Here is a 13,360-nt window from a genome sequence, read left to right as displayed (position 1 = left end):
GGGCTCGATAAAAAATTATACTTATAAAAATAGTTATGTTTCAGGGTTTTCCTATCTGTATTTAAGCTCAATTCAATAATAAGCTTACATAAAATAATCGGAGGGAATCAGGCGGGATCAATAACCTGATTTTCCCTCAACCCTATGCTGTAAATTCTATTGCGATAAACAAATAAATTTTAGTCTTTCTAGAAAATTAAAACTTAAATTCCAGAAAATTCTACATCGGTTTATTATAGAACATATGGTTCATATTGTGGAGTCCACATTGTTCTTTTTATAGAATCATCGATTTGATTATCACCCATTGGTTCTATGTGACCTTCTTTTATACCCTGTAAAATAACCGCTCTCGCTATATGTTGACTTACTTCTCTAATGGAAGTTAATTCGGGAAGTAAGCGTCCTTCTCCGGTTTTGATTGCAGGCGCTAGCTCACTTAATGCAACTGCTGCTGCCATCATCATTAAATTAGTTACTCTTTTAGCTTGCCCTGCAACCACTCCAAGACCAACTCCCGGGAAAATGTAAGAATTATTGCATTGAGCTATCTCAATTTTACGACCATTAATTGTAACTGGCTCAAAGGGACTTCCGGTTGCAATTAATGCTTTACCGGCTGTCCAATTTAACAAGTCTTGCGGGATTGCTTCTGCTCGAGACGTAGGATTTGATAAAGGAAAAATGATGGGGCGTTCACAATAGCTTAGCATGGTTTTAATCATTTCCTCGTTGAACTGGTCAGGTTGACCAGACACACCCAGGAGTATGGTCGGTTGGGCATTGTTAATAACGTCTGTTAACGTGATTTCTCCTTTTTTTTCTAATTTCCAATTTTGCAGGCTGGTAGAAGAACGGACAAATCCTTTTTGAAATGGCAATAGGTCTTTCATTTCATCATGTAAAAGTCCATACCTGTCAACTAAATAAAAACGTGATCTGGCTTCTTCTTCAGAAAGTCCCTGGTTTATCATGGCATGCACTAATTGTTCACTGATCCCACAACCCGCTGATCCTGCGCCTAATAAAGCAACTCGATGTTTTTTTAAAGGATTATTAGTAACACGAGTTGCTGCCAGTATGGCGGCTACAGCAACGGAAGCCGTTCCCTGAATATCGTCATTAAAAGTACAAAGTTGATCTTTATATCGTTCCAATAAAGGATAGGCATGTTGCTGCGCAAAATCTTCGAATTGTAATAGTACGTGAGGCATGTGGCGTTTTATGCTTTGCACGAATCGGTCAACAAAATCATCATAATCTTTACCTGAAATCCGAGTATGTCTCCACCCAATATATTCTGGATCTTCCAGGCGTTCCTTATTATTGGTTCCTACATCCAGAATGATGGGTAAAGTATTAGACGGATGTATACCACCGCAACTGGTATAAAGAGATAACTTGCCTATAGGAATTCCCAATCCACCTGCTCCTTGATCTCCAAGTCCTAAGATCCGCTCGCCATCTGTGACTACAATCACTTTGATTGAACGAGTCGAGGCAATGTTTTTTATAATGATGTCCAGCTTGTCTCGCTCTGGATAACTTAGAAATACTCCTCTTGGTTGCCGATAAATGTGGGAAAACATTTCACAGGCTTGGCCGACAACTGGTGTGTATATAATGGGCAAAATATCAACCAGATTATCAATTATAAAACGATAAAAAAGTACTTCATTTCGATCCTGTAAGGCACGTAAGTAAATGTGTTTCTCCAAAGGGTCCTCTTTGGCACTATAAGCGTCAAGGCAGCGAACTACTTGTTGTTCAAGGGTTTCTACTGTTGTTGGTATTAAACCATGCAAGGCAAATTCATCTCTTTCCTGAAGGCTAAATGCGGTGCCTTTGTTTAGTATGGGGTCTCTTAGTAAGTCCATTCCCTTTTTTATTACTTTGATTGCCATTAGAACACTCCTTGTGAATATTTGTAGCCAAGAAATTTAAATCAGGACTTCTAAATAACTTCAATTCAGCTCATTGATTTTAAAATGGAGGTTATTTACAAGTTTTATAAATGCTAATTTATTCTTGTATTGTAATTCTCACATAGTTTCTAGTTTAGTCGATTTTTTCGATTTTGTGCTAATAGCGGTTTTTGCCTTTTATTTTTTGCCAGCATAAAATGATTAAAATTGGGATATTAGGATAATTGGCTTTGTTACTCAAATGGATAGAAAAATTAATTGATGGGTATTTTGCTGTAGTTCCCAGGCGCACACCTGAATCCAAAAATATCAATAGTGCGTTAGTAATCGCTCATAGAGGCGCTCATAATAATGCAAGGGGGGTAATAGAAAACACCCTGGAGGCATTTCAGATCGCAAAAGAGGCTGGATGTTGGGGGATTGAATTAGATGTACACTCAACTAAGGACAAGGTGCTTGTTGTCAATCATGATCCTACTTTAAATCGATTATGGAACAAGGACATTGCTATTAGCGATCTGAGTTTTAGTGAATTGCGCGCATTGGAATTCAGGATCCCATCTCTTTCTGAAGTTGTGTATCAGTATGGAAGTTCCATGCATTTATTTATTGAATTAAAAACAGCTATTGAGGAGGAAAGGATATTGGCGCAAACCCTGCAAAATTTAACGCCATGTAAAGACTTTCACTTGCTGACTTTGCAGGAATCTACTTTTAAAAAATTGCGTTGTTTCCCCAGGCAATCTTTATTGCTCGTTGCAGTGCACAATAACGTTAAGAAGTTTTGTGAATTAAGTATTAGGGAGGGTTATGGCGGCGTACTGGGTAATTATTTATTATTGACTAATAGGGTATTAAAATTTTTACAAGATGCCAATCGACTTTTTGGCGTGGGATTTGTTGATTCTAAAAACAGTCTTTATAGAGAATTAAATAGAGGGGTTCAATGGCTTTTTACTAATGAAGCAATGAAAATTAATCAGTATTTAAATGATTTAAAAAATAGAATGTAATCTTTTGTAACGACTCTACCTGTTTTTGACAATTCAATAATCATCACATAGTCTTAAATTAACAGATCGATGTAAGGATTAGGACCTTAAGATAGCAGTTTTAAGGCCCAGGCATTTTAGCGAGTGATGGCAGGGGGTACAATGACTCTAAAAATTACTTTTTTAGGTTCTGGCTCGTCCTTTGCTATTGGGCCAGAAAACTATCAATCCAATGTGCTTTTAGAGATAGAAAACGATACTTTACTAATCGATGCAGGAACAGATATCAAATACTCATTACGAGATCAAGGCTTGAGTTATAAAGATATAAAAAATGTTTATATTAGTCACTTACATTATGATCATTGTGGCGGATTGGAATGGTTTGCTCTAATCACTTATTTTGATCCTAATCACTCACACAAACCTTGTTTAATCGCTTCTGATAAAATTATTAACGAATTATGGGATAAAAGTTTATCCGGTGGTTTAAGCACTTTACCCCACGAGAGAGCAAATCTTAGTGCATTTTTTGATGTTAAACCGGTAAAACAATATGAAGGTTTTGTTTGGCAATCTATTAAGTTTAAATTGGTACAAACAGTCCATTACTATAGCGAATATGAGTTGATGCCAAGTTTTGGTTTGATATTTAACTATAATAAATCACGCATCCTTTTTACATCAGATACACAAAGTTGTCCGGTACAGTTAATATCCTTTTATGAGGAATCAGATATTATTTTTCATGATTGTGAAACTACAGAATCTAAAAGCGGGGTACATGCGCACTATTCAGAGCTCGTTAAACTCCCTTCTCATTTAAAGAAAAAAATGTGGCTATATCATTATAATCCAGGGAAATTGCCTAATGCCAAAAAGGATGGTTTCTTAGGTTTTGTTGCCAAGGGGCAAAGGTTTGTGTTTTGATTTAACTTGCGCACATGCTCCCAGATAAGCCGGGGAGCATGTTGTCAAATACCAGATCAATTTAACATATTGGGTGACATCCTGGGAGAAAACTATTTCAATTCAATTGAAAGAAGGTTGTCTTCTCACTACTGATTGGTGAACTGGTTAATAGTTCGAGTTATTCGATTGACCAATTCATCAATTTCATCTTCACTGATAATAAGTGGAGGTAATAATCTTACTACCGTTTCAGCCGTAACATTGAACAAGACCTGGTTTTCCAAACCCAGAACACGCATGTCATTTGCAGGTCTGTCCAATTCTATCCCTATCATGTAGCCTTTACCACGTATGGCTTTCACGTTGGGATGTTCTCCCAGGTTGCTAATTAATTTATCCATTAATAAAGCACTGTTTTTAGTGACTCGTTCACATAGTCTATCTCGTTCAATAACTTCTAAAACGGTCAAAGCTGTAGCACATGCTAAAGGATTGCCACCAAAAGTCGAGCCATGATTCCCTGGTTTAAATAAATCCTTAGCTCGCTTGCTCATTAAACAAGCCCCAATTGGCATACCGTTTCCAAGTCCTTTTGCCGTGGTAATAATATCGGGTTGTATGTCGTAATGCATACAAGAATAAAGCTTACCTGTTCTGCCATTTCCTGTTTGTATTTCATCTAAAATTAACATCCAGTCATTCTGCTCGCAAAGGTTAGCCAATGCACGTAGATAACCTTCCTCTGCAGGATAAATTCCTCCCTCGCCCTGAATAGGTTCTATCATGACTGCAACGACATCCTCTCTGTTGGCGGCAATAGTATGAATGGCATCCAGATCATTGAAGGGAGCACGAATAAACCCAGGAACCAAGGGTTCAAAACCAGCTTGAACTTTACGACTGCCAGATGCAGTTAAGGTGGCCATAGTGCGGCCATGAAATGCTTTTTCCATAACAATAATAGAAGGCGTTTCAATTCCTTTTTTATGACCAAACAGACGGGTAAGTTTGATGGCAGCCTCATTCGCTTCTGCTCCAGAATTAGCAAAAAAAACCTGCTCCATTCGTGCCATCGAAGTGAGTTTGGCGGCCAATAATTCTTGTTCTTTAATATGAAAGACATTAGAAGTATGTATTAGCTTCGCTGCTTGCTCCTGTATGGTACGGGTGACATCAGGGTGTGCATGACCTAACCCGCAAACTGCTATCCCGCTTAAGCCATCGAGGTATTTTTTCCCCTGCTCATCATACAACCACACGCCTTTTCCGTGCGTGAAGCTTACAGGCATTGGGCTGTAACTTGTAATTAAACTCATGATGTCTCCATAAACATAAAATGATCCGGTAAGGATTGCAACAAATCCAGCTTGTTATTTTATTTCAGATTACTGCTCGCAAAATCCCAATTAACTAATGACCAAAAGGCTTCAATATAATCCGGGCGCCTATTTCTATAATCGATGTAATAAGCATGTTCCCACACGTCACAAGTTAATAAGGCTTTTAATCCTTCAGTCATTGGTGTTCCAGCATTACTCGTGCTGATGATTTTTAAAGCCCCTGACTGCTCCTGAACTAGCCATGCCCACCCGGAACCAAATGTTGTTGCGGCAGTTTGTGTAAATTGTTCTTTGAATGCTGCAAAAGAACCAAAGCTCTTATTAATGGCTTCAGCTAGCCTGCCTTTTGGCTCGCCTCCACCATTGGGGCTCATGCTGTGCCAATAAAAGGTGTGATTCCAAACCTGAGCTGCATTGTTAAAAATGCCGCCTTTGGCTTTCATGATGATCTCTTCCAGAGTCATGGATTCAAATTCTGTCCCGGGAATTAATTTATTTAAGTTGGTAACGTAAGTATTATGGTGTTTACCATAATGGTACTCCAATGTTTCTTTGGAAATATGGGGAGCCAGTGCATCCAATGCATAAGGTAATTGTGGCAGGGTAAAAGTCATAGCAATCTCCAGGATTAAAAGTGTTTAGTTTATCAGGATAAGTACGATATTCAATGTGCCACTACTGGACGATTCAATATTTTTATAACCTTGGTTATGTCTACATTTCTGTTGGTATAATAATCTTTTACGAAATAGCGGATTTTATTTCTCATCAAGGTGGGGATTTTTGGCACATTTAGTACTAAATTGGTATTTTATTGATCGTTGAGGTGAGGTAAAATATCACTATAAGAAAAAGATTGATAGGATTATCACAATAGAATGATTAGTTGCGACCTTGTCTGGTTTTCGACATAATTAGGTTTTTTATTTTATAAAAGGTGCATAGTGGATACTTTAGAAAAGATTAAAAAGCAAATTGCTGAAAATGCGATAATGCTCTATATGAAAGGCACTCCCAAGATGCCTCAATGCGGGTTTTCCGCTCGTGCAGTTCAGTGTATTGAGGCTTGTGGAGTGGACTTTGCCTATGTCGATATCCTAGCTAATCCCGACATTCGTCAAGTTTTACCCCAATTTTCTGACTGGCCTACCTTTCCTCAACTTTATGTGAAGGGCGAGTTAATTGGGGGATCTGATATCATAGCCGAAATGTTTCAGCAAGGAGAGTTAGAGCCTATGTTGCGTGATGCAGTAGCGGCATAATTTTAATAACAATTGTGGGATTTACCCACTGCTAATGGAGATTATAAAATGAGTGTTTTAGTGGGGCGTAAAGCACCTGATTTTACTGTGGCTGCAGTAATGGGTAATGGGGAAATTGTTGATAAATTCAATTTACACGAGCATTTGAAAGGCAAATACGGATTAGTTTTCTTTTATCCCCTGGATTTTACTTTTGTATGCCCTTCTGAGTTAATTGCTCTTGATCACCGTATTGAAGAATTCAAAAGACGTAATGTTGAGGTGGTTGCTGTATCTATTGATTCACATTTTACACATAATGCCTATAGGAATACTCCTGTGAAAAATGGCGGAATAGGGCCTGTGAGATTTACTTTGGCAGCTGACATGACTCATAGTATTTGCCAATCCTATGGCGTAGAACATCCAGTTGCTGGTGTGGCTTTCCGAGGGGCTTTTGTTATTGATACGAATGGTATGGTTCGTTCGCAAATCGTTAATGACTTGCCGATAGGTAGAAATATTGACGAGATTCTTCGTATCATAGATGCAGTTCAATTCTTTGAAGAAAATGGTGAAGTGTGTCCTGCTGGCTGGCAAAAAGGACAAGCTGGCATGAAAGCATCTCCTAAAGGTGTTGCAGAATACCTGTCTGAGCATTCCGAGTCTTTGTAATATGAAGGATAAGGAAATAGAATTCTTTTGTTGTTGTGTTTTATTGTGAAGCATAACACAAGAAAATTTCTATCAAACTCCTGGATTACTGTTTTAGGTAATCCAGGCTGTTTATGTTTTTCTGATATTAGATGTTCAGCATTCGCCATTTGTTTATCATAAGGCAAAACAAATCAGCCGTTTTTTCCGCATCATAAATAGCAGAATGCGCTTCCTGGCTGTCAAAATGTAATCCGGCTGCTTGAGCTGCTTTGGCCAATACGGTTTCTCCAAAAATTAAACCCGCTAATGTTGCTGTATCAAAGCAAGTGAAGGCATGGAAAGGCGATTTTATTCCGGTTCTTTTGATTGCCGCCTTAATGAATAACAAATCAAACCAGGCATTATGCCCTACTAAAACAGCTCTTTGGCAACGGGTTTTTTTTAGCAAGTCATGGATGGGTTTGAATAATCGATCAAGGGCAGTTTGTTCATCTACTGCAAAACGAAGAGGCTGATAAGGATCTATTTGGTTGAACTCTAGTGATTTTTGATCCAGTTCTGCACCAGGGAAAGGTAAAATATGTTCAAAATAACTGCTTTCCCTTTTTAACAAGCCTTGCTCATCCATATCCAATAAAACAATGCATATTTCCAGGAGGGCATTTTTTTGAGGATCTATTCCTGCTGTTTCTATATCAACAACAACAGGTAAAAAGCCACGAAAGCGATTTTTAATGGTATTACTTAGAATGTTATTGCGAGAAACCATTAATACTCCAGTTTATAGTGTCTCCAGCAGCAATAGGTACAACATGAGTTGATCCAAATGGCATCGAATTGGGGATAGTTTGAGGTGATTTAATTAGTTCCAGTTGCTGTTGATTAATGGGGAGTCGGTAAAACTCTGCACCAAATCGACTTAGAAAATCATTGAGTTTTTTTAATTGGTTAAGTTCATCAAAGATCTGTGTGTAGAGCGCTACTGCAAAGGGGGCTGAATAAATACCAGCGCATCCACAAGCATTTTCTTTGGTATTGATGGCATGTGGGGCACTGTCAGTGCCGGCAAAAAATTTTGGATTTCCGCTCGTAGCAGCAAGTTGTAATGCTTTTTGGTCTTTTTCATGTTTTAAAATGGGTAAACAGTAATAATGAGGTCTAATGCCTCCTGCGAGTAGTTTATTGCGATTATAAAGCAAATGATGAGGAGTTATTGTTGCTGTAAGGTTAGCCGGTCCTTCAGAAACATAATCCACGGCAGTTTTAGTCGATATGTGCTCCAGCACGATTCTTAATTTGGGAAAATGTTTGGCAATAGGTTTCAGGTATTCATCAATAAATAATGCTTCACGCTCGAAAATATCGCTATGAGTGACTTCACCATGAATTTGCAAGACTAAATTATTTGTTTGCAATATTTCAAAAAGGGGATAGAGTGATTGCAAAGATTTAGCGCCCTCTTCAGAATTTGTCGTCGCTCCAGCCGGATAAAGTTTTGCTCCAACTATATAAGAAAGAGAGGCGGCTTGTTGTAATTCTTCTGGTTTAACAGACTCATTTAAATAAAAAGTCATATAAGGAATAAAAGAGTTTTCTTTGGGAATGGCTGCAATGATTCTGTTTCTATAACTCTCAATAGCAGATAAATTTGTTAGTGCTGGTTTGAGATTAGGCATCACTAACGCTCGGGCAAAATGTTGGGCAGATGCTTGTACGGTGTGAGTTAGAAACTCTTCATCCCGGAGATGGAGATGCCAATCATCAGGCCGATTAATTATCAGAGTTTGCATAATAAAGATTCCTGCATTATTGCCGATAAAAGAGGATAACATGAATTAGGCAATTGGGATGAGCAAAAAATGATTTCAGATCATTTTGTGTGCAAGAAAGTAAAAAAAATGGCGTGCAGTTATTTATTCATCACTACCACCGTCTTTGCAGCTCCCTCTATCCAATATACTAGTCCTATGGGAGAAGAAAACTGGCGTATGACAGGTAATCCTCTTCGATGCGGTTTATCATTGACGATTCCAAATTATGGTATTGGCTACTTTGAGCAATACGCTACCCAGCCACCACACTTCATTCTGCGTAAATGGGATCTCGTTCAGCGGGTCTTGCCTGCTCAAGTTATTGCAAGCCCCCCAGTATGGAAACCATTATTAACCAGATCTTATCTGGTAACCCGCACTTTTATTAAACCGGGGGAGTATGGATTATTTTTAAATCGACAGCCCGCTTTAAAATTATTGACGTTTTTATCGCAGGGATATCAGGCAAGCTTTAACTATTTATCAGAGGAAGGATTTCGCATTACCGTTACACTTTCACCTATTCGGTTTCAAAAAGTGTATTCACAATATCAACGTTGTCTGGGTAGTCTGTTGCCTTTTAACTATGAGGATGTAAAAGAAAGCGTGTTTCATTTTGGGGTAGATAGCAAGTTATTATCTGATGCAGATAAAGCTCAATTACGACGGATTGCCCAATACGTGGATGCGGATGTACAGATTGATGTCATTAAAATTATTGGTCATGCTGACGATAGCGGCCGTAAAGGTTACAATAATGCCATTTCACAATATAGAGCAGAGTCTGTGAAAAATTATTTGATTAGGCTAGGAGTACCTCAAAGAAAACTCTCAATAACATGGGTTGGAGCCTTGCAACCGATAGCCAGGAATGATACTGACGAGGGGAGAGCAGCTAATAGACGCGTTGTTGTGACGTTGATAAAAAAATAATATTTGTAGTTAAAAAAACATCATTTTATGGTGGCTTTTCATCTACGGAAATCCACTTCTCGTAAAACAAATTCCCTTTGAGTGAGACATGGCAACAATGTTAAAAAAATGATGATACTGTTCAAATTTAGTTATATCATCATGAAAATATTGGAATTTTTTATAAATTTTCTTGACTTATTTAAAATCACTGCAGATACTCATATCGTTGCATGCTTCGAACCTAAGCGACGATGCGTGCTATTGACAACTCCAAATGGTGAGTTATCAATAAAATGGAAACTCAATAATAAACAAGTGGAGACAAGGCATGTTTAGTTTGAAAAAAACAGCAGTGGCAGTACTCGCCTTAGGAAGCGGTGCAGTGTTTGCTGGAACCATGGGACCAGTTTGCACCCCAGGTAATGTAACTGTTCCTTGCGAAAGAACTGCATGGGATATTGGTATCACCGCACTATATTTGCAACCAATCTATGATGCTGATTGGGGCTACAATGGTTTCACCCAAGTTGGTGGCTGGCAGCATTGGCATGATGTTGACCATGAGTGGGATTGGGGCTTCAAATTAGAAGGCTCTTATCACTTCAATACTGGTAATGACATCAATGTGAACTGGTATCACTTTGATAACGACAGTGATCACTGGGCTGATTTTGCTAACTGGCATAACTACAACAACAAGTGGGATGCAGTTAATGCTGAACTGGGTCAATTCGTAGATTTCAGCGCTAACAAGAAAATGCGTTTCCATGGCGGTGTTCAATATGCTCGCATTGAAGCTGATGTGAACCGTTATTTCAATAACTTTGCCTTTAACGGATTCAACTCCAAATTCAACGGCTTTGGTCCTCGCACTGGTTTAGACATGAACTACGTATTTGGCAATGGCTTTGGTGTTTATGCTAAAGGAGCTGCTGCTATTCTGGTTGGTACCAGCGATTTCTACGATGGAATCTTCTTCAGAACTGGTTCTAAGAATGCGATCGTTCCTGAGTTAGAAGCCAAGCTTGGTGCTGATTACACTTACGCAATGGCTCAAGGCGATTTGACTTTAGACGTTGGTTACATGTGGTTTAACTACTTCAACGCTATGCACAATACTGCTACTAATGGTCTTGAAACTGATTTCGCAGCTTCTGGTCCTTACATTGGCTTGAAGTATGTTGGTAATGTGTAATTTGTTAAGTTGATAAGAAATTTCAGCAATACTGTTGACTTTATAGAAGTCCGGCTGGATAATTTATCCAGGTACGCTCTCGATTAGAGCGAAGAATGCGTACTGTTGCTGATATGCTAAATTAGTAACGAACGGAAATTAATAATAAAAAAAGTGGAGATAAGCATGTTAAATTTGAAAAAAACAGCGGTAGCTGTTCTTGCTTTAGGAAGCAGTGCAGTGTTCGCTGGTACTATGGGACCAGTTTGCACCCCAGGTAATGTAACTGTTCCTTGCGAAAGAACTGCATGGGATATTGGTATCACCGCACTATATTTGCAACCAATCTATGATGCTGATTGGGGCTACAATGGTTTCACCCAAGTTGGTGGCTGGCAGCATTGGCATGATGTTGACCATGAGTGGGATTGGGGCTTCAAATTAGAAGGCTCTTATCACTTCAATACTGGTAATGACATCAATGTGAACTGGTATCACTTTGATAACGACAGTGATCACTGGGCTGATTTTGCTAACTGGCATAACTACAACAACAAGTGGGATGCAGTTAATGCTGAACTGGGTCAATTCGTAGATTTCAGCGCTAACAAGAAAATGCGTTTCCATGGCGGTGTTCAATATGCTCGCATTGAAGCTGATGTGAACCGTTATTTCAATAACTTTGCCTTTAACGGATTCAACTCCAAATTCAACGGCTTTGGTCCTCGCACTGGTTTAGACATGAACTACGTATTTGGCAATGGCTTTGGTGTTTATGCTAAAGGAGCTGCTGCTATTCTGGTTGGTACCAGCGATTTCTACGATGGAATCTTCTTCAGAACTGGTTCTAAGAATGCGATCGTTCCTGAGTTAGAAGCCAAGCTTGGTGCTGATTACACTTACGCAATGGCTCAAGGCGATTTGACTTTAGACGTTGGTTACATGTGGTTTAACTACTTCAACGCTATGCACAATACTGCTACTAATGGTCTTGAAACTGATTTCGCAGCTTCTGGTCCTTACATTGGCTTGAAGTATGTTGGTAATGTGTAATTTGTTAAGTAATTAAGTTCTTTTTGAGCCCATCACAAAAATGATGGGCTTTTTTTTTGAAATGGAGTCCATATGTTGAAAAAGACAAGTTTAGCCCTATTGGGATTGGCTGCAAGTGGTTATGCATTAGCGGGTACTATGGGACCTGTTTGTACGCCTGGTAATGTCACTGTTCCCTGTGAAGCAAAACGTTGGGATTTAGGTGTACAGGCACTCTATCTAAAATCAGTTTATGATGCCGATATGGCCTATAGACAAGTTCACGTAGCCCCCACAAGATATGATGATGATCAGGGTTGGGATTGGGGATACCGATTGGAAGGCTCTTATCATTTTAATACAGGGAATGATGTGACTCTTAATTGGACTCACTATACGGATTTTGCAAATCCTAGTGGTCTCATCGGGCGAATTGCTGTATTGCCACCTGCATTAGCGTTCCCACGGTTATTTAGCGCAATATACAAAAACAGATTTGAGCAGGTAAACCTGGTGATGGGGCAACATGCTGATTTTGGCTTGGTGAAGGATATGCGATTCTATGGTGGTTTACAGTACGCCAATATTGAAATTGATAATACAAACTATTATTTTGGTGCGTTTCCTCAGTTAGGCGGAGTCAACCTGTTTGATAATACTGATTATAAAGGAGTAGGACCTGTTGTAGGAATCGATTATGCCTATGCTTTAACCAATGCATTGAGTGTAACAGCGAATGGTGCAGCTTCAGTTTTATACGGTAAGGGCAAATATAACATCGGCTATGTTGCTTTACCTACTGGCTCTTCTGGGGCGGTTGTGCGTTCCATCTATGCAAACAAAAGAGCGATAGTTCCCAGTCTTGAGGCTAAACTTGGACTAAACTACGCTTACAATATGACCCAAGGAGTATTAAACCTTGAGGGTGGTTACCAAGTGATGAACTATTTTAATGCTCTGCATACTCAATTCCTGCAGAATATCGCAAACCCTATAACCAATAGTGATTATGGTCTCTATGGACCATATATTGGTGCAAAATATATTGGTAATGCCTAATAAAAAAACCTCCTGCTTAAATGCGCTCACCATTGACGAGCGCATTTCCTTGAAAATCCTGCTTAAAGAATAGTACAAACAATTCTTCATCAAACAAAAATATAATCGCACTAATCTATTCGAAATCTAAGCAAGCAAAAGTCTAATTTATTGATTTATAGGAAACAAACTGTGAATGCATACAAATAAATCAATTTATTTTAAATTTTAGCGGAGTGATCCTATAGCCAGCGAGTAATTGCCGCGTTATAATCCCGAGGCTATCCGTTTAGGATGTAAAAATAATAAACAGGAGTACCCCC

The 13,360-nt window shown here is 38.9% G+C and carries 13 protein-coding genes; 8 read left to right on the top strand and 5 right to left on the bottom strand.

Annotation, left to right across the window (positions count from 1 at the left end; all coding sequences use genetic code 11):
* Positions 1-233: 233 nt before the first annotated feature.
* Positions 234-1,904, bottom strand: coding sequence for an NAD-dependent malic enzyme (locus OQJ02_RS14905; protein ID WP_265719746.1), 1,671 nt, complete (start codon positions 1,902-1,904; stop codon positions 234-236).
* Between the two features lie 251 nt (positions 1,905-2,155).
* On the opposite strand from OQJ02_RS14905, the gene OQJ02_RS14900 reads away from it, so the two are divergent.
* A complete protein-coding gene (locus OQJ02_RS14900; protein ID WP_265719745.1) occupies positions 2,156-2,938 on the top strand; it encodes a glycerophosphodiester phosphodiesterase in 783 nt (260 codons plus the stop codon).
* 141 nt (positions 2,939-3,079) lie between these two features.
* Positions 3,080-3,847, top strand: coding sequence for an MBL fold metallo-hydrolase (locus OQJ02_RS14895; RefSeq protein WP_265719744.1), 768 nt, complete (start codon positions 3,080-3,082; stop codon positions 3,845-3,847).
* Between the two features lie 128 nt (positions 3,848-3,975).
* Here the strand turns inward: OQJ02_RS14895 and OQJ02_RS14890 are convergent, their stop codons facing one another.
* Both OQJ02_RS14890 and sodB read right to left on the bottom strand, forming a co-directional pair.
* Positions 3,976-5,145 carry an aspartate aminotransferase family protein gene (locus tag OQJ02_RS14890; protein ID WP_265719743.1) on the bottom strand — a complete coding sequence of 390 codons (1,170 nt, stop codon included), beginning with the start codon at positions 5,143-5,145 and terminating at the stop codon, positions 3,976-3,978.
* Positions 5,146-5,204: 59 nt separating this feature from the next.
* Positions 5,205-5,783, bottom strand: a complete 579-nt coding sequence (gene sodB / locus OQJ02_RS14885; RefSeq protein WP_265719742.1) for a superoxide dismutase [Fe] — start codon at positions 5,781-5,783, stop codon at positions 5,205-5,207.
* A 330-nt stretch (positions 5,784-6,113) separates the two neighbouring features.
* Between sodB and grxD the strand changes: the two genes are divergently transcribed.
* Both grxD and OQJ02_RS14875 read left to right on the top strand, forming a co-directional pair.
* Entirely contained in the window at positions 6,114-6,431 is a 318-nt protein-coding gene (gene grxD, locus OQJ02_RS14880; protein ID WP_011947866.1) for a Grx4 family monothiol glutaredoxin, read from the top strand.
* A 48-nt stretch (positions 6,432-6,479) separates the two neighbouring features.
* A complete protein-coding gene (locus OQJ02_RS14875) occupies positions 6,480-7,085 on the top strand; it encodes a peroxiredoxin (protein WP_010948650.1) in 606 nt (201 codons plus the stop codon).
* A gap of 127 nt (positions 7,086-7,212) precedes the next feature.
* Here OQJ02_RS14875 and rnt read toward each other — a convergent pair whose 3' ends face one another.
* Entirely contained in the window at positions 7,213-7,836 is a 624-nt protein-coding gene (gene rnt, locus OQJ02_RS14870; RefSeq protein WP_265719741.1) for a ribonuclease T, read from the bottom strand.
* On the bottom strand, positions 7,820-8,857 hold the full coding sequence (gene pyrC, locus OQJ02_RS14865) for a dihydroorotase (protein WP_265719740.1): 1,038 nt from the start codon (positions 8,855-8,857) through the stop codon (positions 7,820-7,822). The genes rnt and pyrC overlap by 17 nt, the downstream gene beginning before the upstream one ends.
* A gap of 69 nt (positions 8,858-8,926) precedes the next feature.
* Between pyrC and OQJ02_RS14860 the strand changes: the two genes are divergently transcribed.
* From OQJ02_RS14860 to OQJ02_RS14845, 4 genes are all read left to right on the top strand, one after another.
* On the top strand, positions 8,927-9,811 hold the full coding sequence (locus tag OQJ02_RS14860; protein WP_265719739.1) for a flagellar protein MotY: 885 nt from the start codon (positions 8,927-8,929) through the stop codon (positions 9,809-9,811).
* A 310-nt stretch (positions 9,812-10,121) separates the two neighbouring features.
* Positions 10,122-10,988, top strand: a complete 867-nt coding sequence (locus OQJ02_RS14855) for an Lpg1974 family pore-forming outer membrane protein (protein ID WP_265719738.1) — start codon at positions 10,122-10,124, stop codon at positions 10,986-10,988.
* Positions 10,989-11,153: 165 nt separating this feature from the next.
* Positions 11,154-12,020 carry an Lpg1974 family pore-forming outer membrane protein gene (locus OQJ02_RS14850; RefSeq protein WP_265719737.1) on the top strand — a complete coding sequence of 289 codons (867 nt, stop codon included), beginning with the start codon at positions 11,154-11,156 and terminating at the stop codon, positions 12,018-12,020.
* 72 nt (positions 12,021-12,092) lie between these two features.
* Positions 12,093-13,058, top strand: coding sequence for an Lpg1974 family pore-forming outer membrane protein (locus OQJ02_RS14845; RefSeq protein ID WP_265719736.1), 966 nt, complete (start codon positions 12,093-12,095; stop codon positions 13,056-13,058).
* Positions 13,059-13,360 lie beyond the last annotated feature (302 nt).

Source organism: Legionella sp. PATHC032, from assembly GCF_026191185.1.
Classification (GTDB): domain Bacteria; phylum Pseudomonadota; class Gammaproteobacteria; order Legionellales; family Legionellaceae; genus Legionella.
Note: the sequence above shows the minus strand (reverse complement) of the source record. Positions and strands in the feature narration are given on the sequence as shown.

What these genes read in the sequence shown, in the direction of transcription:
- OQJ02_RS14905 (WP_265719746.1), bottom strand. Translation starts at nt 1,904, where the DNA reads ATGGCAATCAAAGTAATAAAAAAGGGAATGGACTTACTAAGAGACCCC.
- OQJ02_RS14895 (WP_265719744.1), top strand. Translation starts at nt 3,080, where the DNA reads ATGACTCTAAAAATTACTTTTTTAGGTTCTGGCTCGTCCTTTGCTATT.
- OQJ02_RS14890 (WP_265719743.1), bottom strand. Translation starts at nt 5,145, where the DNA reads ATGAGTTTAATTACAAGTTACAGCCCAATGCCTGTAAGCTTCACGCAC.
- sodB (WP_265719742.1), bottom strand. Translation starts at nt 5,783, where the DNA reads ATGACTTTTACCCTGCCACAATTACCTTATGCATTGGATGCACTGGCT.
- OQJ02_RS14875 (WP_010948650.1), top strand. Translation starts at nt 6,480, where the DNA reads ATGAGTGTTTTAGTGGGGCGTAAAGCACCTGATTTTACTGTGGCTGCA.
- rnt (WP_265719741.1), bottom strand. Translation starts at nt 7,836, where the DNA reads ATGGTTTCTCGCAATAACATTCTAAGTAATACCATTAAAAATCGCTTT.
- pyrC (WP_265719740.1), bottom strand. Translation starts at nt 8,857, where the DNA reads ATGCAAACTCTGATAATTAATCGGCCTGATGATTGGCATCTCCATCTC.
- OQJ02_RS14860 (WP_265719739.1), top strand. Translation starts at nt 8,927, where the DNA reads ATGATTTCAGATCATTTTGTGTGCAAGAAAGTAAAAAAAATGGCGTGC.
- OQJ02_RS14855 (WP_265719738.1), top strand. Translation starts at nt 10,122, where the DNA reads ATGTTTAGTTTGAAAAAAACAGCAGTGGCAGTACTCGCCTTAGGAAGC.
- OQJ02_RS14850 (WP_265719737.1), top strand. Translation starts at nt 11,154, where the DNA reads ATGTTAAATTTGAAAAAAACAGCGGTAGCTGTTCTTGCTTTAGGAAGC.
- OQJ02_RS14845 (WP_265719736.1), top strand. Translation starts at nt 12,093, where the DNA reads ATGTTGAAAAAGACAAGTTTAGCCCTATTGGGATTGGCTGCAAGTGGT.